This is a genomic window from Bradyrhizobium sp. CCGB20, from assembly GCF_024199855.1.
GTDB lineage: Bacteria > Pseudomonadota > Alphaproteobacteria > Rhizobiales > Xanthobacteraceae > Bradyrhizobium.
In genome coordinates this window covers 6,932,872-6,959,603 of sequence record NZ_JANADN010000001.1, presented here as the reverse complement: position 1 = coordinate 6,959,603, position 26,732 = coordinate 6,932,872, and the positions used below count along the sequence as shown (strand labels likewise).

The following is a 26,732-nucleotide window of genomic DNA, read 5'->3' as shown; positions in this document are numbered from 1 at the left end:
CATCTGATGATCGATGTCTACCTGCTGTCATAAGCGCCTTGGCGGTAAGGTCCCTCACTGCGGCCAATCCTTACAGAGCGTGATGCCGATCATGATCAGGGAGCCGATTGCGACCACCACGGGGCAGACAAACGGCAACTCCTCCAGCACGCAGATAACGACCGCCCAGGCGCGGAGGTTTTCTTCGTATGCGCGAAGCGCCAGCCTGCCACACCCATCTGACATCTCCGTTTGGCCCCCAGCAGCGGCGGTCTCACTCTTCAGCGAGAAGCGATCTCCGGCTATAGCCCATTCGGATGTATCCCTGGGTCAAGGTGAAGGAACCCCTGCATGGTCTGCTCGGCCCCTTGCAGCCGATCAGCGCCGCTGCAGTAGGCCGTGAGCACGCTGGTAGCCCCGCGCTCCTGGCGCTGTGCAGGGCTTTCCTACAGCCTCGCCCTGACGCCTTCAGCGCCAGGTGTGCGCGTTTGCCGTCCGTGAGGTCGAGCTGTCCGCGTTCTCAGCGGCCGTCGCCCGCGCATTGTGATGGGACGCAGGATGACTTCTGCCGCACGATCGATGCGGCGCGCACGCCTGATGGCGTCTCGCCGAAGCGCCGGCGGAACGAGCGATTGAAATGAGAAACGTCACCAAAGCCGACTGCAAACGCGATATCGATGATGGCCAAATGCAGATTGTGCGGGTCAGTCAGCATCGCGAAGGCACGCTCAAGCCGGCATCCTGCAAGGTGCTCGGTGAACGACTTTCCAGTCCCCTCGAGCAATTTTTGCACGTATCGCCGCGACATACCGACTGCTCCAGCGACATGGTGCAGATCGAAATTGGGATCGCTGGAGCGCTTCGCGACCTCCGCCAGGATCGCCTGTAGCTTGGCTGCCTTCACACCACGCTCCGCAACGATGTTTGCAGCTTCGGCGGTCGGTCCGAGCGTCGCGGCTACGAGATCGAGTAGATGTGCGCCGACGGTGGAGGCGAGTTTTGATGACGATGTTTCTTTGAATGATGCGAGCGACCGCAGGTAGAGGTGAAGCAGCCGAAGCGCCGGTCCAGGATGCACCGGCCGACCTGATAGATCTTCCGGCTGCGCGACCAGAGACCTAAGGGCGGCAGCCTGCACGGTCACGAATCTGACCCTGGCGCCGCGCGACCCAAATACTCGCAGCGGCCTTCCCCGGTCAACCAAACAAGCGGAGCCGGCATTGTAGACATGCTCCTCGCCGGCGTTTGCAAATTGGACCGGTCCAGCCTCGACGATGTTCAGTCCGAATTGCTCACGGCTATCCTTGAGGTGGTATTTGTGACGGATAAACTCGACCGGCCTGGTGCTAATGCTACAAACGCCAACCGTGCCGAGCGGCAAGTAAGTGACGTCGATACGCGGGCGGCCGCCGCTGTGATCTATCACGTCCAAGGCGAGGTTCAGCCGCGCAAACTCTTCACGGAACGTGGAGAACCGTAAGCGCTCCGGCAGCATCTCAGTCGACCACCGCACAAGGGGAGATGACGTTGGCATGCTGGCCTCCCGTTTCGGCGCCAACCACGCAAGAACGACTGAGCTGCCCGAACGAAATCTGTAAATTACTCGAAGACGCCAACTCGTCTCACCAGATTATAACGCACCGCAGCTCCGGTGCAGGTGTGAGGTGGATTACAGATGGAGGTAAGCTCTCAAGAAAATGATGAGGAATTTCCCGTCAGGCTTTCGATGCTGACACGGTTCGCATCGAGGTTGCTATGATGCGCGAAATGCCGCAACGGCACGAAGAATTTGCGTGTGCAACTTTCAGGATGCGCATGTGTAATCCACAGCCGATACGACTTGCGTCACTCCTCAAAAGGTGAAGAAAACGCCGTGCCTGAAGGCCGCCAACCGAGACGGCTTGCTTCTTTAGCAAGCCCACATCATCCGCGAGCTGCGTGCGGACGGAAAAGCCAGTCTACGTTCCATTGCAGAGGAGCCGAACGAAGCCGGCAACTCGGTTGCGCGCGCGGAAGGCTCGGTTTGCTCGGTTCAGCGGTTGCGAGTGTCTTGACCATCGCAAGATCGAATGGGGTTGGGATAGAAGCAGCGATGCGGGCCCGAATGGGATCGCCCAAAAATGTCACTGCAATCGTGATCATCACTACAGATACTAGGACTACGAGCACATCAGTCATGATGCGCCTCCAAAAGTGCTTCGTCATGATTTGAACCCTCACAACCAATGACGCGCGCGTGCGCAGCTAAATTTCGCATGCAAGGGTATGTGAATGGGAGTTCGCCGCACGTAGCGGATCGTCCCTTTATAGCGCAGCAGTCACCAACTATGTAGCAGCGATCCCGACCCAATTTAGCCCGGATGCGTCAAAACTGATGTCCTCGCAGCTTCCACGTCGTGCATCGCACGGACACGACAGGATGGTCGAGGTCCTATGGAGGGCGACGAAAAGCGCGGGGACCGTGCGACCGAACCTATTGAGAATATCTGGCGCGAGAAAATCCGTAGTTGCAGTTGCAGAGGACATGCATCTGTTTCGGGCGTGCGCTCATATCATCGCGCTAGGCGGTCTACGTTGAACTGAGACATTGTGCCGCAACCGATTTGTAAACTGTGGTTGAGGCTCGTCTTGCGTGCCAATGTTCTCATCACGCCGGGCTCAAGCGACTGAGCTGATTATTCCATCGAGATCGAGGAGTAAATTTCATGGCGCAAATTCTTGCTCATAACCTCAAACCCGCCGCGACCTGGGGGTCCGGCGGCGCGTCCTACGATACCGTGAGCCAAAGCATAGCAGACGCCATTGATCACGTCGTGAATCGAATCTGGCCGCAACCGGGAGAGCGCATCCTTGACGTTGCGACAGGCACGGGCTGGACTGCGCGGCGGTTATCTAATCGAGGCGCAAAGGTGACTGGTATCGATATTGGCGAAGGCGTTATCGAGGCGGCGAAACTGATTGCACCGGAGATCGACTTCAAGCTCGGCGATGCCGAAGCGCTGGAATTTCCGGATCAAAGCTTTGACTGTGTGACTTCGACGTTCGGTGTCATGTTTGTCTCGCGCCCCGAGGCTGCGGCTGCCGAGTTGGCACGTGTCACGCGCAAGGGCGGGCGACTGGGGCTGGTCACTTGGCTGCCTGGCAGCGCGGTTGAAGAAATATTCCAGACAATGCGGCCATACATGCCGCCACCGCCTGACAATCCTCCTCCTTCGCCATTCGCGTGGGGCCGGGAAGGCCGCGTTCGGGAATTGCTTGGCGATACATTCGATCTGGCCTTTGAACCTGGCACCACGGTACTCCGCATGCCGAGCGGCCAAACGGTATGGGACATATTTGTGACTGGCTATGGTCCGACAAAAACGCTGGCCGCGTCGCTCGACCCTGAAAGGCGCACGGCACTTCAGCGAGACTTCATCGAGATGCATGAGAAGCACCGCTCGCCGGTCGGGTTAGCCATGCCGCGCGACTATCTCTGTACGATTGGAACTCGAAAATAACGCACCCGGCACTGCGTGCCCATCAGCCATCCTGCGCAACGCATCCGCATTCGATGAGCTTCCTCGTTGACGGATGCTAGGGACCTTGGCCGTCGTCTCGCCCGCCCGTCTCATTCGTCGTTTGCTTCACACCTTTTGCGAGCGCCCATATCAGATGATCCTGCCAAGGGCGATTGCGATGCGCAAACAGGTGCCTTACCGAGGTCAGCAACGCGGCGCTTCGGGGCCCGTGTTGGCCAGCCGCAAATCCTAGACCGCCTTCGCGCTGACGCTGCAATTGGAGTATCCGACCGCGACGCAACAGGAATGACGCCGATGACCGCGACCGTCGCGTCCCTCGCCAAACCGGTCCCTCGACCTCGATCCAAAAGGACCGCGAGCGTCAGTGCGTCGGCATTGGCACAGCACCTCGATTGCAGCCGCTGAGGCTCAAGCCGCCGATGCTGACCTACATCAGAAACGACGCCTGAGTATCGATGCGGTGACCGTGGCGATTCGGGATCGGCCGGGCCGGGGAAGCCGCCATGGTAAGCCCACTGTTGCCGCTCACTGCGACCAATCGTTATAGAGCGTGATGCCGATCATGATCAGCGAGCCGAGTGCGACCGCCGCCGGGCAGATAAAGGGCAACTCTGCCAGCACGCTGATAAAGACCACCCGGAAGCGGAGAGTTCTCTTCATATGCGCAAAGCGCCAGCCTGCCACACCCATCGGACATCTCCATTTGGCCCCCAGCAGCGGCGGTCTCACTCTTCGGCGCGAAGCGATCTCTGGCTATAGATCATTCGGATGTATCCCTGGATCAAGGTGAAGGAACCCTTGCAAACCTATCAAGCAGGCTGGATCGATCGGAGCAGCGAGCGGCGGGCTCTTGAGCCGACGTCGAAGCCAAGCGCGCAGGGCGAGCTGATCCAGCCGCAGTGCCGCCGGTCAGGAACGCCTCAAAAAACTTCTGGCGCTGCGCTGCGTCAAGCCGCGCCCGGCCCTGCATCGTCGCCTCGGTCAGATCAGTGCGCCGCATGTCGCGTGAACCTTTACCAGATCCCCTATGCGCTCGCGCTCGCTCAACGCCACTGGCGTTGATTTGTTGGGGCACAACAAGCCGCCCAGTGGACTGCCGCTCACAAAGGTGATGTGAGCGAGGGTCTCTGGCTAACAACCTCGATGTTAGCCGGAGCAGTCCTCAAAGGCGGCCAGGAAGCTAAAAGCGGAATTCAGCAAAGGAAAGTCGAAAACAAAAATGCCAAATATGCTGAAGTCCTGCGGTCGCGCGTACCCCGCGGAAGGTCCGGTCCCCAAAGTACCTTGAAGACCAAGATTCCTATCATCGACCTCGATGCGAGCGCATTAACGCGGGGGCCTCCTTTGTGTCCGGCACGTTGTCCACCGCAATCGGTAGCGGCTTGCCTCTCTCACTTGGGGCGGCGCATCGCCGCGTGCTGCAGCCGGAACTATCACCGAGGAGTAACACCAAACTTGAGGCGCACAACGGGTGGGATTAGGCTTCCGGCAAAGTGAAGAAGCAATGGCCTGATAACCCGGCGGTGGTCTACATGCGCCATACGATTAAGACCGCACCAAACGTCGTCATCCTCGAGGCGTCACACGCGCGGCGGGGATTTCCAATTTCCGGGATCGCCCGAACCCTCGTCACGGCGGCACTCATCGGGTTCTGTCTCAATGCCGACGTCGTCGCCTATGTGGCGCGCTACGCCGCTCAGCAGGAGTTATCTAAGTTCATCACGATCGTCCCGCCGGTCATGGCGCAACAGACGCCATTGTCGAAGGACGACGAGGCGGCGCAGCTCAAGCAGGCGGTCGACAGCGCGACAGCGCAACTGCGGCAGTCTCTGCAGCAAGAGCACGCGAGGGCTGAGGCGCTCGAAAAAGAACTTGTGAAGGCATGGCGGTACGTCGGGAAACTGCTGTCGATGCCCAACGGCGAGGCGCACCAGTTCAGCCAAGCGGTCGACAGCGCGACGGCGGTACTGTGGCAGTCTCTGCAGCAGGAGCGCGACAGGGCCGAAGCGCTTGCAACCGAACTGGCGGACGCGCGGCGCTCCATGGAACAGAAACCTGCCGTTGTGGAAGAGAGGCCCGGTGTCTCCTTGCCCGCCTGGGCAAACAGCTACGCCGCCTTCGTGAACCCCGCCCAGACCGCAGGTCAACCGGACGTGGGCACGGAGAACAGCAAATCGGCAATTAAACCAGGCGAACCAGCTCGCGTTGAACACAAACCGCGCGGGGGCTACGGCTGCCAGCACTTTCAGACCTACGATCCGGCATCCGGAACTTACATCGGCTATGACGGACGGCGGCGTTCCTGCCCATAAGTGCGGGGCGGTGTTTCGGCAACAAGTCTAGCTGACCTGCCGCTATGGGCAGCGAGATGCAGTCGCCCTCACTCGGCTGCTGCGGCTCCCTGACGACGTCACCGAACGTGTCGTCTTGTCGATCCATCCGAAGGCCATGCCGCGGTCCTGACGACGGACTAGCAGCGAGATGTCTGGATGCGGGCGCCGTGGGATGAGGCGAAGGCGCTGCAACGGCAACTGGCAGATGACGCGCTCAAGATCGCAACGCGCGGGGCCGACAAAGAGGACCGCGCGGCGGCATCGTGATTGGGATGTCTTGACAACCTCAAGCCCGTCATCACGTCGTTTCAGGTTCTACTGCGATCTGATGGAGGAGATCAAAAATAGAGGTGAAGTGGTGCGCGCAGTAGTGCGGCGGCGCATATCAGTGCCACCGATAGTTAGTCTTGAACTTGCCTATTTGCAGCTCAGGATGGTCTGCGAATTGATCGCGTTGGCCTGCCTGACCGCGCACGGTGATGTGCCGGAAACGACGAGCAAAAGACTGACGAAAGCCTACAATGCCGACCAAATCATGAAGGCACTGGAACACCTTCACCCGGACTTTCATCCGATTCCGGGAAGGCAAGTGCACGATCAAACTGGCGAGGTAGTGGAGGTAATCCCTGTCGATGAACCGCACCTAACCAAGCGCGAGCTTCAACGATTGTACGGAGAGTGCGGCGACTTTCTCCATAGAGGAAACATTGAGCAGCTTATGAAAGTCCGGAGGCTGCCGGAGGTTTCTGAGATCGACACGTGGTTCAAGAAGATCACAGTGGTCGGATCAGACCTTCGGGCTTGACGCCGTTGATCGGCTGCACGGCAGCCAATTCGACAAGACCAAGCAACTCGAACGGGCTGAGCATAGTTGGCAGCGCAGGCGACGCGATGGAGGTGCCGAACAGGTTCCAGCTCAGGCTCGGACCACCATCGTCATCGTGGGCAGCCCCGTCGTGAACATGGCCTTCCGAATTGTCGCCGCCATGCGAGTGGACATGGCCCGCGAGCTGATCGTGAAAATGCACGGAACCGCTCAAGGACACGGCCGGCTCAGGCATGGCGCCGAAGACAGCTTCCACTTGAGAGACGGAAATCGAGGTGCCCTGAAGCAGAAACGCCGATATCGCCAGGAACATGATTGTTCTGGCGAATTGACGAAAGCGTTGGAGACGACCGCGCAACACGCGCACCATTTAAGAAGGTTTTTGCTGGTTTTTCAAGCGACGAGAGCGCATCCGGAACTCGGGCAATGCCGCGGCACCGCAGGCGCCACAGAACCCGAACTCCCATCACGCGAGGCACAGAGCAGCACTCAACCTGACCCATCGGTAGATATTCGATCGAGTCGTAGCCGATGCCGATGATCGGTCAGTAGGCGTGCCCCGCCCAGGACGGCGGCCAGCGTTCCCAGCCCGGTCCCGCCGGCAATCAGAAACATGATCAGCAGTTGATATTTTACTGCATCGACCGGCTCGACGCCCGCGAGAATCTGGCCGGTCATCATTCCCGGCAGGGAAACAAGGCCGATCGCCGCCATGCTGTTCATGATCGGCATGAAGCCGCTTCTCAACGCGTCCCGTATGATTGGCAGCAGGGCTTGGTGGCGGGTGCCGCCGAGCGCAAGACAAGCTTCTATGGCGGCTCGTTCGCGCACCAGGCTGTTCGTCAGCACGTCCAAGCCCAAGCTTATGCCGGTCATGGTGTTGCCCAGGATCATGCCCAGCAAGGGCAGCGCATAGCGCGGATGATACCAGGGATCCGGGCGTATCTCCGCTAAGAGCGCGAACATGGTAACGGTACCGGCGGCGAGCAGCGTGCATCCGCCGCCCAAGCCGTAGCTCCAAATGCTAAGCAGGCGCCGCTTCTGCCGCGCGACGATCTCCCGCGAGGCGAAGAGAACCATGATGAAAGCGGCGAGCGCGGTCCAAAGCGGCGATACCGCGGCAAACAAGAACGTCAGCACGTATCCAACAAGGACGAGCTGAACCACCATCCGCACTGTCGCGATGGCCAGTTGTTTTTCAAGCTTGAGGCGGAGAACAAGCGAGAGAACGCCGTCCATCACGACAATGAGAGCGGGGAGGGCCAGATCGCCGTACGAAAGCTGGATGTAGGTCACGGCTGATTATCCTCGATGCCACCATCGGGGCCCATCGCAAATATCCTTGACCCGACGCGGCGGGCTTGAGCGTCATCGTGGGTGCTCCAGATGACGCTGGTTCCATTCGAAATGCGTTCGGCGATCAAGGATTCCACGGCCGCAGCGGATGCAGAGTCGAGCGCCGAGGTTGGCTCGTCCAGCAGAAGCACCCGCGATCGCAGCATGAGCGCCCGCACTAGCCCCAATCGCTGTCGCTCGCCGGTCGAAAGTCTTTGGATCGACCAAGGTCCGCAGTCGTCCGGCAGTCCCAAACGTTTGACCAGCGCCAGGGCATCATCCCAGGCCGTAAAGTGTTCCTGCACGGTGTCGGACCACCAGCCAGGCTCGGCTGCGAGATAGGTCACTTGTTTTCGCCAGGCGGGGGCGGGCATCGCCTCCCTGGGCGTTCCGTCCAGCTTGACCGTTCCTTCGTTGGGATCGAGATCCGCGATGGAGCGGAGCAGCAAGGTCTTTCCGATTCCGGAAGGCCCCTGCAGGGCGACGCATTCGCCGTCCGGCAGGTCGAATGACACTGAGATGTGAAGGCGCCTGAGCCCGCTGACCGTCAGCATGCGTCAGAGCTTAAGCTGCAGCCGATCGGCAACCCGCCGAGCGATCTCCGCCGGCGCCTCGTCAGGGTAGGGATGCACCGAGCTGACATTGATCTCGCCGAGCACGTAGCTGTCGCTCCCATCGGCCTGGACGGGGCCGAGCATGAAGTCGGCATCCCAGAGCGCGGGCAGGTCGCCTCGCGCGATGTCCAGCAGCGAGGTTAACTGCGGCGTCCACTCGTCCTCCATCAACCGACGCAGCCGCTGGAAGCGGGGATCTGCGTTCGACGTGTAGACCCGCGACCCGGCTTCGGAACGTGCGGTCGGCGAGTCGACCAGGGCTTTGACCTTGTGATGGCCGAAACCGGCGCAACGATCGCCTGCCATGTAGCAGCGCACTACGCCCTCGGTCAGGCGATGTTGGAACGCCTGGTCGATCACGCTCCCGTTCTCGAAATACTCCGCGCAGCGACGGACAAAATCATCCAGCGTCAGGTCCTCGGGCGTATCCTTGGTTGCATCCAGCACCTTTATCATGGAGGAGGTCGGCAGCTTCTCGACCTTCCAGACGCCCTGGCCGCCGTTGCCCCGGTTGCGTTTGATCACCCGCGGGCCGGCGGCGAGCCTCGCCGGCAACTCGGCGCGCATGGCCGCAGCGGTCTGATATAGCGCCGTGTCGCTTCCCCAGCCCATCGAGCGGGTGCGATAGAAGACCTCCTTTGTGCCGATCTTGAGATGACGTCCGGATGAGCGCTCACCCACACGCCCTGCGCGGCGACGTCGCGCAGCAGAGCGTCGAGATCGGCGCGGTTTCGACCGTCTTGAAGCGGGTTAACCCAAACGAGCACGCCGTCTACTGCGAGCAGTTGTTCGCGGACGGCGTCGGCGAAGCTTTCGTCGTAGATCGCGGGGTGCCCTTCCACGCCGACGGCGGCGAGCGCTTCGAATACGTCGACGAAGCGGCCGTCTTTCGAGGTGGCATCTCGGCGTGCGACGGCATCTCCTCGCGAGAGGATGGCGACGGTACGTCGAGGAGAGGGTTGTCGTTCGGTATCCATGCGCAAGCTCCACGTGTTGCGTGCTGCGCAGAACTTGGACCGAGGTCTCACCGGGAGTCTGCTTGATCCCGCACAGGCAGTCTAAGTGAACTCCTCCGGACCTTTCAAGATCGTAGCGGACGAACCTTGATGGCTCAGCAACGCTTGTCGCCCCCCTCGAATCGTGGGGGCATGAAAGATACGGCTTGTGCACAGGTTCCGGCGAATGCGAGAGCTAGTGCCAAAGTTGACAAGACCGCGAGCGATCTGGGTTTGCTCACAGGTTTCTCCCTTCTCGTCAGAACACTGTGCTAACTCCGCCGTCATGAGCATTGTTCGGAAACGAGCGCTGTTAGCTCGTTTCATAGATGGTGAGATCACCGTGCCTGAGGATCGGGACGCGGTTGAACGGGTGGAGCGCCAGGTGATCGGGCTTTCCCATGACCGGTTCGAGGTCTTGGAAGTGGTAGGCCACGTCCTTGTGCGTCAGGATTAGGCGGACGATGTTGACAAAAGTGCTGCGTGGAAAGCCGTAGACGATCGGATCGGACATCGTTTTCTCCTTCTGACTTGGTCTCAGCACCAGAACGGCTTGGAGGCCTCGCGCAGCGCTTGCTCTCGCGTCAGGCCGAGATCGCGAAGCAGATGCGGGTCGTCGGCAATCTCGCGCAGCGCCATGCGCTGGAACGGCCGGTCAAGCCAGCTCCACCATCCCGGGCGCTGGGCGCCCGATCACGTTCCTGAGTTGGATTGATGAAGTGGGGCGGCCGGGTCGGCGGCCCGCACCGGTGGGTTTGAAAATGTATCGGTTGAAAGGACGGACATGACGGGCTCCAATTTGCTTGAAATGCATCACTGGAGCTGTTCAATAATGGTGCGGGGCGTTCTCCCGCAAAGCATCGTTTCTCGCGCCTGCCCTAGTTTTTCTCATGAGGTCGGTACGATGCGCCCACGCCTGCCACCGCTCAATGCCCTGAAGGCCTTCGAAGCCGCCGCGCGGCACGAGAGTTTTACGCGCGCGGCTGAAGAGCTTTGTGTCACCCAAGGCGCGGTAAGCCATCAGGTGAAAGCGCTGGAGACGGAGCTTGCGTTAAAATTGTTCAACCGTGAGCGGCAGCGTCTGATCATCACCGAGGCCGGTCGCGACTATCTTGCAGTCGTGCGCGACGCGCTCGATCGCATCGCCATCGGCACCGAGCGGTTGTTGCAGCGGCAGAATGCCGGCGTACTCACGGTCTCGACCTCACCAGACTTCGCCGCCAAGTGGCTGGTGCATCGGCTCGGCCATTTCGCGGAGACGCAATCGGGCATCGACCTCCGCGTCTCGGCCACGATGCATCACGTCGATTTTGCCCGCGAGGAGGTCGATCTTGCTGTACGTCACGGTGACGGCAATTGGCCGGGTCTGGATGCCGTTAGGCTCTGCTCGGAGCGGCTCTTTGCCGTGTGCAGTCCAAAGTTGCTGGTGGGGCGCCGCCGCATCAACGGGGCAGCCGACATTCTGAAGTTTCCTCTGATCCACCTGGACAGCCGGTCAGACTGGGCGAATTGGCTGCGGGGCGTCGGCATCGATGACGCCGACGTCACGCACGGCCCGGTCCTCAATCGTGCGAGCATGGTCATCGATGCGGCGATCAATGGGCAGGGTATAGCTCTTGCTCGCACGACCCTGTCGGCTTGGGATCTGATCAACGGTCGGCTGGCGCTGGCTTTTCCGGAGTCGTTGCCACTGTCGAAGAGTTATTGGATCGTTTGCCCCAAGGCGACCACGTCGCTGCCAAAGATTGGCACCTTTCGCGAGTGGCTGCTCACGGAGGCGTCGAACGATCTACGCCGGCTCAAATCGGTTGCTGGGGCTTCGAAGATGAAGCGACGGTAATATCCAAGCGCTCCCACCTTGCCCCAACTATCGTTGCTCGGGAGGCCGGTGCGTCTGGGCCGCGCGTCGATGCCGCCGCGATCGGAACAGAAGGCCCATACTTTTGTTCAATCGTCCGGGGCCTAACTAAGGAAAAAGGGCCATGATTGCTTACAGACTTATGACCTTGGGAGCGGTGCTCGCCTTCAGCGCTACGTCCGTGTATGCTGGCCCCTGCAACACGGCGAGCCGCGATGCAGGATCAGGAAATGTCCCGGGGTATACCGGGCAGACCACTGGTTCCACAGCAGCTGGTTCCAAGCAGCAACCGCCGACATCTTCGATGGGCAAAGCCACAGAGCATACCGCGACGTCGTCGGAAGACGCGCAGCGCCAGATGCAGAGCCAGCCGACCGCTGCCGAGCAATCGACGGCGACCAAGCCTGCCCCTTCCGCACAGCAACCGGATAAGACGGCAGGCACGGTCGATCAGACACGTCCCGCGCCCACTGAACAGTCAAAGAAGGCGACGGCCGGTGCAGCGGAGCCCGCACCGTCCGAGAAAAAGGCAACGGACTGCTAGAGGCGCGGGGAGGGGAACGTATCGTCGGCTGGTCGAAAGCCCCTCGCAAATCGTGCGCCCCTCCGCTGCCGCGATGACAACATCTGCTTGCTGCAGTTGGGCCGCGAGCAGCATGCTTGAGGGCTTCGACTTGAGATTCGTTCTGGCGTCGCTCCGGTCCCAGGGTGCATAGTGGTTCCATCACCGCACGGCACCGTGGCTTCGATCGGTGATGAGAACGCCGGTTGCGCTCCCGCCCAATTCGCTAGGGGAAGGAGAGTGCCATGAGACGACGCCCACAACCCTATATCTTTGACGAGAATCTGCACGCGGAGAGAGCCAGCATCATAGCGGAATTGGAAAATACGCAGCCAGGACCGCAGCATGACCTTCTAGAAAGCAAACTGCGCCAGCTCGAAACCGCTTCTCATGTAGACGGGTGGCTGACGTCACCAGGCCTGCAAGCTCCTGAAGAATAACGCCGCTTCAGTTGGTGGCCTGTCGTTTGCGAAAGGGGGCAGCAGATGGAAGAGTACCGCGTACATATCATGGGCCTTGATGGGCACATTGAGCACAGCATCCAAATAATCTGCGAGGACGAACCGAAGCTAAGAGGCGCCGCCGTGGTGATGCTGACGTACAGGCCAGGGCACTTACGGTCGTAGAACTTGGACCTCTTGGCGACTCGTTTCTCGCACAGGCGGTCGTTCAGGATGACGCTGCTATTGCGGCCCCGCTTGCCGGCGGGGGAGGGGACAATGGTAGTATCCATATGGTTTCGGCTCCTAAGGCTTCGGACCAAAGGGCTCGGCTTTGGGGCTTTCAGTCTGTCGTGCGGACACTGAAAGGCTTTAGGGCCGGGCCCTTATTTTGGTGAAGCCCGCTGAAACAGCTCGCATCAGGGTAGCGCAAAAGCACGTATTTCATAGGGTTTTCGTAGTTTCGGCGTGTTTCACCGAGTGCCAAAATATTGACGTGTGGGCTATGCCGGGAATTTCGCGCAAGGCGGGACAGGATTCGACGGCGAACATGTCGGATGCCCATGACGATAGGATGATGCGCTTCTCCGGAGCGGTGAGTTCCTTGTCGTTCAGGACGTCGTCCGGAGACGAGTAGTGCGCGGCCGGGTGGAAGAGGGGGTTGAGGTTGCCCCTATTGGTATTTGCGTTGGTCATCGTGGAATCCCTTTACTCTCCTTTCGTGTGGGATGCGGTCGTCGGGTGACGACCGGAGCCGCCGCGGAGCGCGGCCACGCTTGCGCGCGCCACGTTCCGCGTCGAACTTGGAAGCGGCCTCAGGCGGCCTTCTGCTCGATCTGCGTTGAGGAATTGCTGCCGCCGTTTCCGATCTGGATCCGGCGCGGCTTCATGGCTTCCGACACCTCGCGGACGAGGTCGATGATCAGAAGACCATCGCGGAAGGAGGCCTCCTTGACCTGGACGTAGTCGGCGAGATTGAAGATGCGCCGGAACGGGCGCGCGGCGATGCCCTGATACAGATACTCGCCGGCCGCCGTCTCGGGCTTCTTGCCTTCGATGGTCAATGCATTCTGCTCGGCCACGACCGTGATGTCGTTGGCGCCGAAGCCGGCCACCGCCAGCGTAATCCGATAGTTGTCCTCGCCGGAACGCTCGATGTTGTAGGGTGGATAGTTGTCATCGGTCGCCTGGCGGAGCGCAGTGTCGACGAGGCCGGCCAGGTGGTCGAAGCCGATGGTGGAGCGCCACAGGGGCGCGAAGTCGAAGGTGGTCCTCATACCAAGTCCTCCTAAGAGCAAGATGGTTACGAAGGAGCGCAAGACGGCGGTCCGGAGATCCCGGCTGGCGCCCGCGGCGGACCCGTGAAGGCGTCCGGCACACCGCTCTCGCGGCGAAAAACGACTTAGAGAACCGCAATGGCGATTCAAGAGGACGGTCAAAATTTTTGAGCCCCGACTGGTTAACCCGCAGTGGCCGGATTTGCGCGCTGCACGACTGCCCTCTTGACAGAGATTTCGGCCTAGATATTTTTTGCGCCGGGAAGTCGCTTCCCGTTTCTCGAATCATAAAGGATCTAGAAGACCGTCAGGAGTGACGATGATGATTGATGAAGATCTTGCCCGCATTCGTGCGCACCGCAGCAACATCCACCGCTATCGCAGCCTGCTGAACACGCGGCTCTCGGATCTTGAACGCCAGTTCATCGAACGGCGTCTTTCCGAGGAGAGTGCGGCGCTGGAGGCGTTGAGTTCCCGGACCTTTCCTATCGCGTTCAACATGCCTCCGAGAACGCCCGCACCGACGAGCGTGGGGGCGGCGTCATGACCGACGTCAGGGACTTGCTGATCCGCGGCAACGAAAAGGTCGTCGCCCACTACCGGCAACTGCTTGCCGGGGCGAAGACCGAAGAGGAACGGGAGCTCTACCTGACTAGGATCGACCGCGAGCAGCGGCTGCTGGACCAGCTCCAGAATGGCTTACCCGGACTGTTCGCTGCATGAACTCCCGAACCGAAGAGGATGACTACGCGGGCTTCGACATCGTGTTGAAGCCTCGCGGACGCGGGCGGTGGAAGTGGGCCGTTTGCGGAGCTGGAGGCGAAGTCATGCTGTCCGGTTCGGATTGCAGTCGGGCGGGCGCGAGATACAAGGCCGAGCGCGCGTTGTTTCTTCTGTTGTGCGCAAGTGCCTCACGATCTGCGTCCGCCGGACAATGGAGGGCGACGGTATCGCCGCCGTCTCACCATATTCGGCGCTAGGCGGCGGCCCTTAGGGCGCCAAGCCGCTTGCGAAGAAACGCGAGCACCATGATTTCGTCGGACGTGAGCTTTGCGTACTGGCGCTTGAAGTTCTGCGCGATCCTGGCTTCGATCATCTTGACCAGATCGCCGGAGATGTAGGCGTTCAGGACCTCGGGATGGACGTAGCATTTGCGACAGATGGCCGGCGTGTTGCCGAGTTGTTTGGAAACGCTCTCAATCCGCGACGACGTTGCGCTTGGCCTCGGCCTGGCTGTCGTACTTCCTGAACTCGGCCAACGCCATCGCCGCCAGCACCGTCCCCGCCCAGGTGCGGAAATCCTTGGCTCTGAAGTCCTCGCCCGTGATCTCCTTGACGTAGACGTTGACGTCGCCCGAATCCACTGTGCGCGGCTCTCCGTCGTCGTCCAGGTACTTGAAGAGTTCCTGGTCCGGGAGTTCAGCGCAGCGCTTCAATCGCGGCGATGCGATTGTCCTCGACTCGCAGCTTCCATAGCTTTCCCGACTTGCCAGTGAACTCGAACCGCAGGACACCACGACCGATCGCGACGTGCTTGCGTCGCATCGTGGTCAGTCCTGCTCGTGTCCGGCTATGCCGAAGGCGAAGGCGTTGCGCCTGATCTACCACGGATGGTCAAGCCATTCAGCAGCAACGAACTCGCCGCCAAACTGGCCAGCCTGTCGAGCGGCGGATAACGGTAAGCCAATGCTAGATGAGCCTCGCCCCAGCGGATACACACGTCAGCGCCACGTGGAAGGCCGCTTTGCCTCAACTTCCATGGGCCTATTCACGACGCCCCCGAGAGCTTCGGTGCTTACGAGGGCACAGGCGTCGCACCTGAACAGCCTGCAATCCGCGTGCTGCCCCAAAAATCGCATTTGCTGCAAACAAAGCTCGCACGCCCGAACCGGCACGGCCCGCGTCGCCTAAGATCGACCCCATCCCCGTCCTCGCTTCTGCACGCCGGCGGGCATAGGAATCTGATTCGAGGCGAGTTCCAAGAGGCATTCACCTCGACCTATGGAGGGGACGGATCAGTGCTCGACCTTTTCGCGATCGGGGCGATTGCACTTCGCCCCCAAGGGGAAGATCGGTTGCAACTGTGATCAGGCCGCCCGGGCGACGGAGCGCCGCTTCTGGCGAAGATATCGCGTGATCTCCGGCAACGTCATCGCGTTCAGGACCCGATCAGATGGCACGCCGCCCTTACGCGCCATCTCGACGCCCCAGTGCATGTGATCGAGCTCGGGGATCGAATGGGCATCCGGGTTGATGCTCATCATGCAGCCGAAATCAAGGGCTGCCTGGTGCCAGCGCCAATCGAGGTCGAGACGCCACGGATGGGCGTTGATCTCGACGGCGACGTCGTGCTTGGCGCAGGCCCGCAGCACCTTTTCGACGTCAATTTCGTAACCTGGCCGCCGCTGGAGCTGTCTACCGGTCATGTGGCCAATGATGGTGATATGAGGATCAGCGATGGCCCGGAGGAGGCGTTGCGTCTGCGCCTTGCGGTCCAGTTTGAAACGGCCATGGATGCTCGCGACCACGAAGTCGAAGTGCTCCAGCACATCGTCCCCATAGTCCAGCGAGCCGTCGGCCAGGATGTCGGACTCGATGCCCTTGAGGATCCGGAAATCCTTGCCGAAGCGCTTGTTGAGCCGGTCGGCTTCCCGGTGCTGCTGCGCGATCTCGTCCACCGACAGACCACCGGCATAGTGCGCCGATTTGGAATGGTCAGCGACCCCGAAATACTCGAACCCGCGTTCGCGGGTCGCCTTCGCCATCATCTCCAGTGTCTCGGTGCCGTCGGAGGCGTCCGTGTGGCAGTGAAGGATCCCGCGCAGGTCCATGTCGGTGACGAGTTTCGGCAACTTGCCTTTTAGAGCTAGTTCGACCTCGCCACGCCCCTCACGGAGTTCGGGGTCGATAAAAGGCAGGCCGAGGGCGCGGTAGATGTCGGCCTCGTCGCCCGCAATCAGCGTGCGGCTTTTGTGCAAGCCATCGGTCTCCAGCCGCATTCCCTTCTCCGCGGCCAAAGCTTGAAGTTGCTCGACATGAGCTGCGGAGCCGGTGGCGAAGAGGAGGGCGGCGCCGAAATGTTTACGATCGGATAGGTGGATCCGCAGTCCGTCTCCCGTCGAGGCCTTGCCGGCATCGGGAGCTTCCGCAACGATCGTCAGATCACCGACAAGTTCGCAGCCTCGGCGGAAGTCGCCTGCGACTGTGACGCGCTTCAGCTCTGGCCGGGCCTTACGGAGCGAGTCCTTGGCGCGCGCGAGCAGGGCGGCGGCACGGTGCAGATGGAGGCGGCCTTCTCCGCTTTTCGCTATGGCCAGGTTCTGCAGGATCTTGGTCTGGAGAGCGGCGCCCAGCCCCTTCGCCTTCTTGATGCGGTCGGCCTTGGCCGCAGCCTCCAATTCGGCGAGGGAGATGATGCCGAGATCCTTGTAGAGACGCAGCACTTTCTCCGGACGGAGACCGGGCACAGCAAGCATCTCGATCACACCCGCAGGAATCTCCTTCCGCAGTTTCTCGAGGCTCGGATGAGTGCCCGTCTTGTGAAGCTTGGTGATGATGTCAGCTATTGCGTCGCCGACGCCAGGAATCTCTTTGAGCCGGTCTTCGGCGATGAGCGTATCGAGAGGGATGGCGAGGGCCGCCAGGCTATCGGCAGCCCGAGAATAGGCTTTCGCCCGGTAGGGATTGCCACCGCGCAGGGCGGTGCGTTGCGCATATTCTCGCAGGAGACTTGCAACGGTGCGAGAGTCGAGCGACGGCAATCAACGAATCTCCCGTGCCGTGCTTTGCAAGTTGGGATCAAAGCGACTTTGAAGGGCCGGGGCGTCATCGGCCCGTTGATCGATAGACTTCTCAAGCTTCTGCGCTGTCCGAAAGTCCTCAAGGTGCTGGGTGTTAGGACCATAAGAGGCCTCTTTCTTGAGGAGACTATAGATCCGCCCGGCCACAAGCTGAAGGTGCTTCATCCTGCCCTTTGGCATCGATCGGGCCTTGCAAAGGGCTCGGACCGCAAAGGCGCGAAAGTAGTCAAATGCATCTGACATGATGGTCGGTAAACGCCGATCCGCGTCTATAGTTCGTTCGCCATCCGAGCAAGGCAGCGCATCATTTCGAGTGCTGCTTGATCGTCTTGATCGCGTGGTCCGGTCCGTGCCAACCCAGGAATTCAAGCTCCTTCTTTTCGAGCGCGACCGTCGCGCGGAAGAACTGTTCGAGTTCCTCGACCGCCCGGGCGGGGAGCTTCCGTATGTCCTCCAGATCGGTTTCGAGCGGCGAGCGGTCCGGCACCGCGAACACCCGATCATTGCGCTCTTCCTTGCCCTTGCTTCTCTGCAGCACCTCGAGCACGCCGACCGGACGGCAGGGCAGCACGACACCGGGATAGGTCCGGGAGTCGTGGATTACCAGGACGTCGACCGGATCGCCATCCTCGGCCCTAGTGGAAGGGATGAACCCCCAGTCGTACGGGTAGGTGAGGCCGGCCATCAATGGTTTGGCGAGCGTGAAGACTTTCAGTTCGGGATCCCAGTCCAGCTTACAGGAGCTGCCGCGCGGCGTCTCCACAACACAGTTCGCCAGGTCTTTGTCCGCCCAGGTCGGCAGCTTGAGAAAATTCACCATGGGTTGAGAACCGGCGAGCGAAAGCCGGGTTCCAGATACGACCGCGCTTGCTGGTCGGGCGCGGGTGGTGCCTCGCGTTACTGAGCTGCTCCTGCTGCGGCGAACTCCCTTATCTCCCTGCCAGCGTGAGAGAGTCCGCAATGCAGGGTCAAGCGATCGCCATTGAACGGCAACTTCGCGATTAACTATCGGAACGCCTTCCGCGGGTCTAGGTTGGCTCGATGCCCAATCACAAGGCAGCGCGTCTGCGACTGCCGGGTGCCCTGTCGGGACTCGAGATGACCTTGCCTATCTAGGAGATATTTGTTGACTGATCCGAATTGTCCGAGCTGCGGCGGCCTCGGCTGGGTGTGCGAAAATCACCCTGATAAAGCGTGGACTGAGAAAGAAGGCGGCTGCCAGTGCGGCGCTGGCATGCCCTGCGCTTGCAACAAAACGGAGGACGAGGGTATCCTTGATGTCGAAGGGATCATCGAAGAGATTGGCGGCAATCCGATGCGATCAGACTGATGGCCACGAAGCCCAGTAACGGCGCCGTCACTTCTTCGGAACTTTCTTGCCTTTCTTGCGCGCCTTTGAAAGGCCGATCGCAATTGCCTGCTTCTTGCTTTTCACCTTGCCGCCCTTTCCGCCACGGCCGCTCTTAGCCGTCCCCTTCTTGTAGCGTCGCATCTCGCTCTTGACGTCCGAGCCCGAGCTCTTTGAGTACCGACGCTTCTTCTTGGCTTTCTTTGCCATGGGTAGGTTCTCTCTCCGGTTTTAGGACGACAAACGAGCTCCTTGTCTTTCCACGCGAAGCATCGCTTCGTCGCTGTCTGGCTGCCCCAATCAAACAATCTTAGCGGAGCCGACTGGTTCCAAACCCTAGCTCCGAGCATCCAGACGCGCTGACAGCAGTGCCTTTTAGGAACGCTGCCAAGTGCTTCACTATTGAAGAGTTGGAGAACCTTTATCGATGCGCCGCACCAGAACTCGGTTAAAACACCAGGCATCCGGACAAGCTCGTCGGCGCGATCGGCGGCTTGGCGCCGAGGAAGATGAAGAAGGTATCGAGGATTGGATGGTAGGTGGCGGCGACAGCCAATCAGGTTGAACCGCAGGTGCTTGTAATTTGTGTTTGGTACCTTGAAAAAAGGTTTCCCGCTCCACAATCGAGGGCTGTCGGAAGCACGGCTGATCGGTGCCTATCGAACACAGGAGCGTTTTCCACTTGTCATTGCGGGACCATGGTTCGCCCCGATGATGTTCAACGAGCCCGGAGAAGGGCACCATATTCTCGGCGAGGTCTATCAGGTTGATGTCGCGCAGCTCGCGACGCTTGACCGCATAGAGTCTGTAGGCAAGCCGGGCAATTGCCGTCTGACTATTGATTTGGAAGCGGCTTCGAGTGGTGGGCGGGTTTCAGCATTCGGCTACATGAAATCCCGCGAGATAGCGCAGGGTATCTATCATTCTGGATATCTCGAAAGTTACCATGACCATCGGTTTGTTCCGATTGAGGCCCGATGACCCGAACGTCGCCTTCAGGACAAGGAGGCGACGTCGCTATGAAAGAGGTCGTCAAATCAGACGACTCCAAATTGTGCCGTTCAACGGCAGACCACTTGGGTATTACCCGTGCGGTCCCGCGTGCCCGTCCCAAAATAGCCGTGCTTGGGCCGGTACTTCTGAGCATCGGTGGCAGCGGGCGCGGCCTTGATGCCATCCGCGATCGCGTCTTCGGCGCTGGCGTTTATTCACGCGAGCTTCCGCTGGAGCGCATGGCGCGAGACGGGCGCATCATGTTCAGCAACTTCACCAAGACCGACTCCGGCACACTGCTGTTGACCGGCAACAACACCTATAGCGGCGAAACGCATGTCGATGGCGGTACCTTGGCCATCATCTCCGCCAGCAATCTCGGTTCGGGACCGTCGACGTCGACGGTTTTCATCGATGGCGCGACGCTGGCGACGCTCGCCGACATCAGCCTCGATCGCAGGGTACGTCCGCACTGGTTCAATCTTCGACATACATCGCGATCCGGGCGGCAGGCCCGCTCAGAATTCAGTTACAGGAGCGCAAAAGCCACCTAGCTCACTTCGGCCCCCATGCGGAAGACTGAATAAGGTATCGCAGCTCCGATGGGTGTGGGGAACGGCGGTAGCGCTCTCCTGACTCGAACCCCCCGACGGATGCACGATCCGCCTTTTTCGCTCTCGTCAATCGAGACTCGTCATTCCGACAAGGAGAAAACCCGTTGCGTCTTCAACGTAGGTTTGGCGGCTCGGTTGTCGGAATAGGCATTGATTTTCCTGGCAGATCATTCGCCTCTTAATCAGCGGGTCCCAGGTTCGAGCCCTGGTGCGCCCACCATTTTCCAGGACCGTCGCGGAGTGGTCGCCGAGAACAAATGGGTCTCGTGCGGCGCTTTGTGGCCTGACGTACGGAAGGCACAACGCGCTCGACTTCGGGATGGGTCTAGACGTGGATCGCGTGGCCGAGCGCCTTGAATGCGGCTTCCTGAATGGCCTCACCCAGCGTCGGATGCGCGTGGATCGCGCCGGCGATGTCCTGCAAGACCGCGCCCATCTCGATCGCGAGGCCAAACGCGGCAGACAGCTCCGAGACTCCTTGTCCAACCGCCTGGATACCGATCACCTGCTGATTGTCGGCCCTGGCGACGATGCGCACGAAGCCAGACTCGCCATGGCGCGTCATCGCGCGGCCATTGGCTGCAAAGGGAAACTGCCCAACCTTGATGTTGATGCCGGCCTCGCGCGCCTCTTCCGGTGACAGGCCCGCGGAGACGATCTCGGGATCGGTGAAGCAGATCGCCGGGATGCAACGCTTGTCCCACGCGCGCGGCATGCCGGCTGCGATTTCCGCCACCATCTCGCCCTGCGCCATGGCGCGATGCGCCAGCATAGGCTCGCCCGTGACATCGCCGATCGCATAGATGCCGCGCATCGAGGTCTCGCAATGCTGGCCGATACGGATGAAGCGACCATCCATGTCGAGCACGAGTTGCTCGAGCCCTAATGTGGCGGTGACCGGCGCGCGCCCGACCGTGACGAGAATTTTGTCGGCCGTCAGGCTGCGCTCCTGGCCGTCGGCCATCTCGACGCGCAATCCGTCGCGCTGGGCGGTGAGGCCGAGCGCTCGGGCGCCGGTCAGCACCTCGACGCCGAGCGCGGTCAAGCGTCTGGCGATCGGAGCCGTCAACTCGGCGTCATAGAGCGGCAGGATGCTGTCCTGCGCCTCCACCACGGAGACCTTGCTCCCGAGCTTAGCGAACGCCGTCCCGAGTTCGAGCCCGATATAGCCGCCGCCGACGACGACTAGGGATTTTGGCACCTCTGCGAGCGACAGCGCACCGGTCGAGGAGATGACGTTGCCGCCGAACGGCAGCGATGGCAGTTCGACGGGAGCCGAGCCGGTCGCGATCACCACCGTCTCGGCCTTGATCGTCTTCGCGCCGGTCTCGGTCTCGACGACGATCGTCTTGCCGTCGCGGAAACGCGCGTGGCCCTGAACGATCTTGACCTTGGCCTTGCGCAGCAGCGCGGCGACGCCGTTGTTCAGCCGATGGACGATGCCGTCCTTCCAGGCGATCGCCTGTTTGAAGTCCAGCGCGGGCTGCGCCGCCGTCAGGCCGAATGGCGTCTTGCCGCCGGCCGCATCGACCAGTTTCTCGAATTCTTCGGCGACATGAATGATGGCCTTTGAGGGAATGCAGCCAACATTGAGGCAGCTTCCACCCAGTTTGCCACGTTCGACGAGGACGGTGTCGAGGCCGAGCTGGCCGGCGCGGATCGCGCACACATAGCCGCCGGGGCCGGCACCAATGACGACAAGCTGACAGGTGATCTCGGTCATTTCTTCTTCTGCCTCAGGGGTCGACGAAGATCGTCGCCGGGGTCTCCAGCAGCTCCTTGAGCCTTTGCACGAAGATTGCGGCGTCCCATCCGTCGATGACGCGGTGGTCGAAACTGGAGGAGAGATTCATCATCTTGCACGGCACGAACTGCGTGCCGTCCCAGACCGGACGTATCGCGATCTTGTTGACGCCGACGATGGCGACCTCGGGATGGTTGATCACCGGCGTGGTCGCAAGGCCGCCGAGCGCGCCGAGCGAGGTGATGGTGATCGTCGAGCCGGTCAATTCCTCGCGTGTCGCGGTGCCCTCGCGGGCGCGCTGGGCGAGACGGTTCAGCTCGACGCTGCAGTCGCGGAGGTCGCGCGCCTCCGCATGCTTCACCACGGGCACAACGAGGCCCGACGAGGTCTGGGTCGCGATGCCGATATGGATGCCGGCATGCTGATGGACGATGCCGGCCTCGTCGTCATAGAGCGCATTGAGAGCAGGTTGCTCGGCAAGCGCCTTGACCATGGCGCGCATCAGGAAGGGCAGCAGCGTCAGTTTGGGATGCTCCGGCGCGGGCTTCCTGTTCAGCGTCGCACGCAGATCCTCCAGCGGCGAGACGTTGACCTCCTCGATGATGGTGATGTGCGGGATGCGGGACTTCGACAGCGCCATCTTCTCGGCAATGCGGCGGCGCAAGCCCACCAACTTCACGTCGGTGACGGCGGTCTTCGGGCTCATGGCGCGGCCATGGCGAGGTGCCGGCCCGCGCGACAGGAAGGCGTCGATGTCCTCGCGGGTGATGCGTCCGGCGGGGCCGGTGCCGTGGACCTGGCGCAGGTCGATGCCGGCTTCGCGCGCCTTGAGGCGTATGGCCGGTGAGGCCAGCGGCTTCTCGCCCGGGGCGCGGCGGATCGCGGATGTCGTCGCTGGGCGGGCTTCGAGGGCCGCGGGGCGGATGGAGGGAGGGGACGCTGACTCGGTCTTTGCGGCTTCGGCTTTGTTCGCAATGGGCGGCGTCGGGACGTCTTTCTTCGGCGCTTCGTCTTCTCGCTCCGCGACATCGTCGCCGGCGACCTTGAGCTTCACCAGCGTCGAGCCGATCGCAACCGCTTCACCGATCTTGGCGCCGATCCAGCTGACCTCGCCCGCGAGCGGCGAGGGAATCTCGACCGAGGCCTTGTCGGTCATCACGGTGGCGAGCAAGTCGTCCTCGCGAACGAGATCGCCTTCCTTGACGTGCCATTCGACCAGCTCCGCTTCGGCAATGCCTTCCCCGATATCCGGGAGCTTGACGCTGCGCTCGCCCATCAGCGTGCCTCCACGATGTCGCGCAGCGCTTGCCCGAGCCTGACGGGGCCGGGGAAATAGTCCCATTCCTGCGCATGCGGGTAGGGCGTGTCCCAGCCGGTGACGCGCATCACCGGCGCTTCGAGATGATAGAAGCAGTGCTCCTGCACCAGCGCCGTGAGCTCCGCGCCGAAGCCGGAGGTCAGCGTTGCTTCATGCAGCACGATGCAGCGGCCGGTCCCGGCAACGGAGGCAGCGATCGTCTCGAGATCGAGCGGAAGCAGGGTGCGCAGGTCGATCACCTCTGCGTCGACCCCTGTTTCCTCGACGGCCGCAAGGGCAACGTGAACCATGGTTCCGTAGGCAAGGATGGTGACGGCCTCGCCGGCGCGCCGAGTCACCGCCTTGCCGAGCGGCGTGGTGTAATGTCCCTCCGGCACCTCGGAAAGCTCATGCTTGGCCCATGCGGTGACCGGGCGATCATGGTGACCGTCGAACGGGCCGTTGTAGAGCCGCTTCGGCTCCAGGAAGATGACGGGATCCGGATCCTCGATGGCCGCGATCAGCAGGCCCTTCGCATCATGGGGATTGGAGGGGACCACGGTCTTCAGCCCGGCGACATGGGTGAACAGTGCCTCGGGACTTTGGCTGTGCGTCTGCCCGCCGAAAATGCCGCCGCCGGTCGGCATGCGGATGACCAGAGGACAGGTGAAATCGCCGGCCGAGCGATAACGCAGGCGAGCTGCCTCCGAGACGATCTGGTCGTAGGCCGGATACATGTAGTCGGCGAACTGAAGCTCGACGCAGGGGCGCAAGCCGTAAGCGGCCATGCCGATCGCGGTGCCGACGATGCCGCACTCGCTGATCGGCGCATCGAAGCAGCGCGAGACGCCGTACTTCTGCTGCAGACCCTGCGTGCAGCGGAATACGCCGCCAAAGAAGCCGACATCCTCGCCATAAACCACGACGTCGTCGTTGCGAGCCATCGAGACGTCGAGCGCCGAGCGGATTGCCTCGATCATCGTCATGCGTGGCATGGCTCAGACTCCGATCTGCTGGCGCTGGCGCCGTAGGTGCGGCGGCAGCTCGGCATAGACGTCCTCGAAGATGTCGCGGGCCGAGGGCTTGCTGCCCGAGTGCAGTGTACCGAAGCTCTCGGCCTCCTTCTGTGCGGCGATGACTGTGGCGAGAATTTCGGCCTCGGCCTGCTTGTGGCGTTCTTCCGACCAGGCCCCGGCCGCGATGAGATGCTGCTTGAGCCGGATCACGGGATCGCCCAGCGGCCACTCCTCGGACTCGTGCTTCGGCCGGTAGGCGGACGGATCATCCGAGGTCGAATGCGCGCCGGCGCGATAAGTGACGTATTCGATCAGCGTCGGTCCGAGGTTGAGCCGGGCCCGCTCGATGGCCCATTTCGCGACGGCGTAGGTCGCAAGATAATCGTTGCCGTCGACCCTGAGCGCCGGGATGCCGAAGCCGAGGCCGCGCGCTGCGAAGGTGCCGGAGCCGCCACGCGCGATGCCCTGGAAGGTCGAGATCGCCCATTGATTGTTGACGACGTTGAGGACGACGGGCGCCTTGTAGGTCGAGGCGAACACGAGGGCGGCATGGAAGTCGGACTCGGCCGTCGAGCCGTCCCCGATCCAGGCCGCGGCGATGCGGCTGTCGCCCTTGATCGCCGAGGCCATCGCCCAGCCGACGGCCTGAACGAATTGGGTGGCGAGATTGCCGGAGATCGAGAAGAAGCCATGCTTTCGGGACGAGTACATTACCGGCAGCTGACGTCCCTTCATCGGGTCGTTCGCATTGGAATAGATCTGGCACATCATGTCGACGAGCGGATAGTCATGCGCGATCAGCAGGCCGGCCTGGCGGTAGGTCGGGAAGTTCATGTCGTCGGGGCCGAGCGCGATGCGGAAGGCGCAGCTCACCGCTTCCTCGCCGGTGTGCTGCATGTAAAAGGACGTCTTACCCTGGCGTTGCGCCATCTGCATGCGCGCGTCGAACGTGCGTAGGGTCATCATGTGGCGCAGGCCAGCGACCAGTTCGTCCCGGGCAAGGTCCGGCACCCATGGTCCGACTGCCTGGCCCTCATGATTGAGCACGCGGATGATCGAATAGGCGAGATCGCGAATCTCCTCGGGCGCCACGTCGACCGGCGGACGCCGGACCGAACCTGCCTTCGGAATCGTGACACCGGAGAAATCCGGCTTGCCCCCCGGCCGGCTTGCAGGCTCGGGAACGTGAAAGCGAAGTGGCGTGAGACTGGTCATGGAAGCGTCCGCTCGTTTGCGGGTTGTGAAGAGGCAACAGCCGGTTGACCGTACGGCTCGCGCGAAAGCTCTGCGACGCGAAGGTCCATGATCGCCGGATGGCGTGACAACCGCTCCGTGAGGTCCGCGCAGTCGGCCGACGGCTGGACTTCAAGAACCATCCGTATCGTTTGGTTCCCGTCGGAATGCGTCGTCATCGAGAGCTGGTCGAGGCCGAAGCCGAAACGCCCTGCGTCGAGGACAAGTCGAACGATCCCGTCAAAGGGATCGGACGTGGTGGCCGTGACGCTGACGCGTCGCCGCTGTTGAGGTTGCATGTCACGTTCTCTCGCGGCGCAATGATAATCTCCTGGGGCAAGAAAACTTCCCAAAATTTTGACGGAATAGCTAAAGTATCGGGATATTTTCCCGAGAACCTGCAAAACGACAGAAGGATTGACTGATGTCCTCCAAGCGCGGCTCCACGGAGGAGCTTGATCAACTGGATCGCCGGATTCTCTCGGCGCTTTGCGAGGACGGCCGCTTGACGACGAGTGCGCTTGCGGAGCAGGTCGGGCTCTCGAGTTCGCCGTGCTGGACCAGAGTAAAGCGCCTGGAGGAAAACGGCGCGATCGAGAAATACGTCGCGGTGCTCAATCACGCCCATCTCGGCTACAACAACATCGCCTTCGTGGAGATCACGCTGGACAAGCATGACGACAAGGTGCTCGAGCGCTTCGGCGCCGCCCTGTCGCGAATTCCGGAGGTGATGGAAGCCTATCTGGTGACCGGCGACTACGACTATCTCATCAAGGTCGTCGTGCGGGACACCGATCACTACGAGCGCTTCCTGCGACAGGCGTTGTACAGGATACCGGGCATCCGGCAGTCCCGAACGACATTTGGCTTGCGCACTCTGAAGCGCCAGATCTCCATCGATCCTGCCAAGGCCGGTCCGCCTTGAATAGAGCAGACGTCAAGCGGAT

At 61.3% G+C, this 26,732-nt stretch carries 30 protein-coding genes and 2 pseudogenes; 12 read left to right on the top strand and 20 right to left on the bottom strand.

The window, feature by feature from the left end; translation table 11 throughout:
- Nucleotides 1-499 precede the first annotated feature (499 nt).
- Nucleotides 500-1,474 (bottom strand): AraC family transcriptional regulator, encoded by a 975-nt coding sequence (locus tag NLM15_RS32450; protein WP_254121831.1) that lies wholly within the window; start codon nt 1,472-1,474, stop codon nt 500-502.
- Between the two features lie 1,210 nt (nt 1,475-2,684).
- Here NLM15_RS32450 and NLM15_RS32445 point away from each other — a divergent pair.
- Nucleotides 2,685-3,479, top strand: coding sequence for a class I SAM-dependent methyltransferase (locus NLM15_RS32445; protein WP_254121830.1), 795 nt, complete (start codon nt 2,685-2,687; stop codon nt 3,477-3,479).
- 546 nt (nt 3,480-4,025) lie between these two features.
- Here the strand turns inward: NLM15_RS32445 and NLM15_RS32440 are convergent.
- Complete coding sequence (locus tag NLM15_RS32440; protein WP_254121829.1) at nt 4,026-4,190, bottom strand: hypothetical protein; 165 nt, start codon at nt 4,188-4,190, stop codon at nt 4,026-4,028.
- 803 nt (nt 4,191-4,993) lie between these two features.
- On the opposite strand from NLM15_RS32440, the gene NLM15_RS32435 reads away from it, so the two are divergent.
- The gene (locus NLM15_RS32435; RefSeq protein WP_254121828.1) at nt 4,994-5,812 is read left to right on the top strand and encodes a BA14K family protein; all 819 of its coding nucleotides are present in this window, start codon (nt 4,994-4,996) and stop codon (nt 5,810-5,812) included.
- Nucleotides 5,813-6,161: 349 nt separating this feature from the next.
- Complete coding sequence (locus tag NLM15_RS32425) at nt 6,162-6,638, top strand: hypothetical protein (protein ID WP_254121827.1); 477 nt, start codon at nt 6,162-6,164, stop codon at nt 6,636-6,638.
- On the opposite strand, the gene NLM15_RS32420 is transcribed toward NLM15_RS32425, so the two are convergent.
- The 6 genes and pseudogenes from NLM15_RS32420 to NLM15_RS44100 all read right to left on the bottom strand — a co-directional run bounded on the left by NLM15_RS32420 (nt 6,607) and on the right by NLM15_RS44100 (nt 10,242).
- Complete coding sequence (locus NLM15_RS32420; RefSeq protein ID WP_254121826.1) at nt 6,607-7,029, bottom strand: hypothetical protein; 423 nt, start codon at nt 7,027-7,029, stop codon at nt 6,607-6,609. The two genes, NLM15_RS32425 and NLM15_RS32420, sit on opposite strands and share 32 nt — an antisense overlap.
- A gap of 119 nt (nt 7,030-7,148) precedes the next feature.
- Nucleotides 7,149-7,955: an ABC transporter permease gene (gene fetB, locus NLM15_RS32415; RefSeq protein ID WP_254121825.1), complete on the bottom strand. Its 807-nt coding sequence runs from the start codon at nt 7,953-7,955 to the stop codon at nt 7,149-7,151.
- Nucleotides 7,952-8,548 (bottom strand): ATP-binding cassette domain-containing protein, encoded by a 597-nt coding sequence (locus NLM15_RS32410; protein ID WP_254121824.1) that lies wholly within the window; start codon nt 8,546-8,548, stop codon nt 7,952-7,954. The genes fetB and NLM15_RS32410 overlap by 4 nt, the downstream gene beginning before the upstream one ends.
- A 3-nt stretch (nt 8,549-8,551) precedes the next feature.
- A pseudogene (locus NLM15_RS32405) lies at nt 8,552-9,585 on the bottom strand (Cj0069 family protein).
- Between the two features lie 331 nt (nt 9,586-9,916).
- Nucleotides 9,917-10,117, bottom strand: a complete 201-nt coding sequence (locus tag NLM15_RS32400) for a glutathione S-transferase N-terminal domain-containing protein (RefSeq protein WP_254121823.1) — start codon at nt 10,115-10,117, stop codon at nt 9,917-9,919.
- Between the two features lie 23 nt (nt 10,118-10,140).
- Nucleotides 10,141-10,242, bottom strand: coding sequence for a DUF1127 domain-containing protein (locus NLM15_RS44100; protein WP_375166894.1), 102 nt, complete (start codon nt 10,240-10,242; stop codon nt 10,141-10,143).
- Nucleotides 10,243-10,507: 265 nt separating this feature from the next.
- Between NLM15_RS44100 and NLM15_RS32395 the strand changes: the two genes are divergently transcribed.
- The 3 genes from NLM15_RS32395 to NLM15_RS32385 all read left to right on the top strand — a co-directional run bounded on the left by NLM15_RS32395 (nt 10,508) and on the right by NLM15_RS32385 (nt 12,463).
- Nucleotides 10,508-11,443: a transcriptional regulator GcvA gene (locus NLM15_RS32395; protein WP_254121822.1), complete on the top strand. Its 936-nt coding sequence runs from the start codon at nt 10,508-10,510 to the stop codon at nt 11,441-11,443.
- Between the two features lie 322 nt (nt 11,444-11,765).
- On the top strand, nt 11,766-12,005 hold the full coding sequence (locus tag NLM15_RS32390; protein ID WP_254121821.1) for a hypothetical protein: 240 nt from the start codon (nt 11,766-11,768) through the stop codon (nt 12,003-12,005).
- A 263-nt stretch (nt 12,006-12,268) separates the two neighbouring features.
- Entirely contained in the window at nt 12,269-12,463 is a 195-nt protein-coding gene (locus NLM15_RS32385; RefSeq protein ID WP_254121820.1) for a hypothetical protein, read from the top strand.
- A gap of 444 nt (nt 12,464-12,907) precedes the next feature.
- On the opposite strand, the gene NLM15_RS32380 is transcribed toward NLM15_RS32385, so the two are convergent.
- Both NLM15_RS32380 and NLM15_RS32375 read right to left on the bottom strand, forming a co-directional pair.
- Nucleotides 12,908-13,159 carry a hypothetical protein gene (locus NLM15_RS32380; protein WP_309143628.1) on the bottom strand — a complete coding sequence of 84 codons (252 nt, stop codon included), beginning with the start codon at nt 13,157-13,159 and terminating at the stop codon, nt 12,908-12,910.
- A 119-nt stretch (nt 13,160-13,278) separates the two neighbouring features.
- Nucleotides 13,279-13,740 carry an Hsp20 family protein gene (locus NLM15_RS32375; protein ID WP_254121819.1) on the bottom strand — a complete coding sequence of 154 codons (462 nt, stop codon included), beginning with the start codon at nt 13,738-13,740 and terminating at the stop codon, nt 13,279-13,281.
- Nucleotides 13,741-14,059: 319 nt separating this feature from the next.
- Between NLM15_RS32375 and NLM15_RS32370 the strand changes: the two genes are divergently transcribed.
- Together NLM15_RS32370 and NLM15_RS32365 are read left to right on the top strand one after the other, a co-directional pair.
- Nucleotides 14,060-14,287 (top strand): hypothetical protein, encoded by a 228-nt coding sequence (locus NLM15_RS32370; RefSeq protein ID WP_309143627.1) that lies wholly within the window; start codon nt 14,060-14,062, stop codon nt 14,285-14,287.
- Complete coding sequence (locus NLM15_RS32365) at nt 14,284-14,463, top strand: hypothetical protein (RefSeq protein ID WP_254121818.1); 180 nt, start codon at nt 14,284-14,286, stop codon at nt 14,461-14,463. The genes NLM15_RS32370 and NLM15_RS32365 overlap by 4 nt, the downstream gene beginning before the upstream one ends.
- Before the next feature lie 473 nt (nt 14,464-14,936).
- Here NLM15_RS32365 and NLM15_RS32360 read toward each other — a convergent pair whose 3' ends face one another.
- From NLM15_RS32360 to NLM15_RS32350, 4 genes are all read right to left on the bottom strand, one after another.
- A complete protein-coding gene (locus NLM15_RS32360; RefSeq protein ID WP_254121817.1) occupies nt 14,937-15,176 on the bottom strand; it encodes a hypothetical protein in 240 nt (79 codons plus the stop codon).
- Nucleotides 15,160-15,285, bottom strand: a complete 126-nt coding sequence (locus NLM15_RS43590; protein WP_256565523.1) for a hypothetical protein — start codon at nt 15,283-15,285, stop codon at nt 15,160-15,162. The genes NLM15_RS32360 and NLM15_RS43590 overlap by 17 nt, the downstream gene beginning before the upstream one ends.
- Nucleotides 15,286-15,827: 542 nt before the next feature.
- The gene (locus NLM15_RS32355; protein WP_254121816.1) at nt 15,828-17,501 is read right to left on the bottom strand and encodes a DNA polymerase/3'-5' exonuclease PolX; all 1,674 of its coding nucleotides are present in this window, start codon (nt 17,499-17,501) and stop codon (nt 15,828-15,830) included.
- Between the two features lie 343 nt (nt 17,502-17,844).
- Nucleotides 17,845-18,360 carry an inorganic diphosphatase gene (locus NLM15_RS32350; protein ID WP_254121815.1) on the bottom strand — a complete coding sequence of 172 codons (516 nt, stop codon included), beginning with the start codon at nt 18,358-18,360 and terminating at the stop codon, nt 17,845-17,847.
- Between the two features lie 306 nt (nt 18,361-18,666).
- Here NLM15_RS32350 and NLM15_RS32345 point away from each other — a divergent pair, with 306 nt between their 5' ends.
- A complete protein-coding gene (locus tag NLM15_RS32345) occupies nt 18,667-18,870 on the top strand; it encodes a hypothetical protein (protein WP_254121814.1) in 204 nt (67 codons plus the stop codon).
- A gap of 30 nt (nt 18,871-18,900) precedes the next feature.
- Here the strand turns inward: NLM15_RS32345 and NLM15_RS32340 are convergent.
- A pseudogene (locus NLM15_RS32340) lies at nt 18,901-19,098 on the bottom strand (DUF6496 domain-containing protein); the annotation flags it as partial.
- A gap of 375 nt (nt 19,099-19,473) precedes the next feature.
- On the opposite strand from NLM15_RS32340, the gene NLM15_RS32335 reads away from it, so the two are divergent.
- Nucleotides 19,474-19,869, top strand: a complete 396-nt coding sequence (locus NLM15_RS32335; protein WP_254121813.1) for a gamma-glutamylcyclotransferase family protein — start codon at nt 19,474-19,476, stop codon at nt 19,867-19,869.
- Between the two features lie 38 nt (nt 19,870-19,907).
- The gene (locus NLM15_RS32330) at nt 19,908-20,435 is read left to right on the top strand and encodes an autotransporter-associated beta strand repeat-containing protein (RefSeq protein WP_254121812.1); all 528 of its coding nucleotides are present in this window, start codon (nt 19,908-19,910) and stop codon (nt 20,433-20,435) included.
- A 385-nt stretch (nt 20,436-20,820) separates the two neighbouring features.
- On the opposite strand, the gene lpdA is transcribed toward NLM15_RS32330, so the two are convergent.
- Genes lpdA through NLM15_RS32305 form a run of 5 tightly spaced genes read right to left on the bottom strand, consistent with a single transcriptional unit; the run spans nt 20,821 to nt 26,084 of the window.
- Nucleotides 20,821-22,218, bottom strand: coding sequence for a dihydrolipoyl dehydrogenase (lpdA, locus tag NLM15_RS32325; protein ID WP_254121811.1), 1,398 nt, complete (start codon nt 22,216-22,218; stop codon nt 20,821-20,823).
- 13 nt (nt 22,219-22,231) lie between these two features.
- Nucleotides 22,232-23,515: a dihydrolipoamide acetyltransferase family protein gene (locus tag NLM15_RS32320; protein WP_254121810.1), complete on the bottom strand. Its 1,284-nt coding sequence runs from the start codon at nt 23,513-23,515 to the stop codon at nt 22,232-22,234.
- On the bottom strand, nt 23,515-24,531 hold the full coding sequence (locus NLM15_RS32315; RefSeq protein ID WP_254121809.1) for an alpha-ketoacid dehydrogenase subunit beta: 1,017 nt from the start codon (nt 24,529-24,531) through the stop codon (nt 23,515-23,517). Before NLM15_RS32315 ends, NLM15_RS32320 begins: the two co-directional genes overlap by 1 nt.
- Nucleotides 24,532-24,534: 3 nt before the next feature.
- Entirely contained in the window at nt 24,535-25,767 is a 1,233-nt protein-coding gene (locus tag NLM15_RS32310) for a 3-methyl-2-oxobutanoate dehydrogenase (2-methylpropanoyl-transferring) subunit alpha (protein WP_254121808.1), read from the bottom strand.
- Complete coding sequence (locus NLM15_RS32305) at nt 25,764-26,084, bottom strand: hypothetical protein (RefSeq protein WP_254121807.1); 321 nt, start codon at nt 26,082-26,084, stop codon at nt 25,764-25,766. The genes NLM15_RS32310 and NLM15_RS32305 overlap by 4 nt, the downstream gene beginning before the upstream one ends.
- 125 nt (nt 26,085-26,209) lie before the next feature.
- Here NLM15_RS32305 and NLM15_RS32300 point away from each other — a divergent pair, with 125 nt between their 5' ends.
- Nucleotides 26,210-26,710 (top strand): Lrp/AsnC family transcriptional regulator, encoded by a 501-nt coding sequence (locus NLM15_RS32300; protein WP_254121806.1) that lies wholly within the window; start codon nt 26,210-26,212, stop codon nt 26,708-26,710.
- Nucleotides 26,711-26,732: the final 22 nt, after the last annotated feature.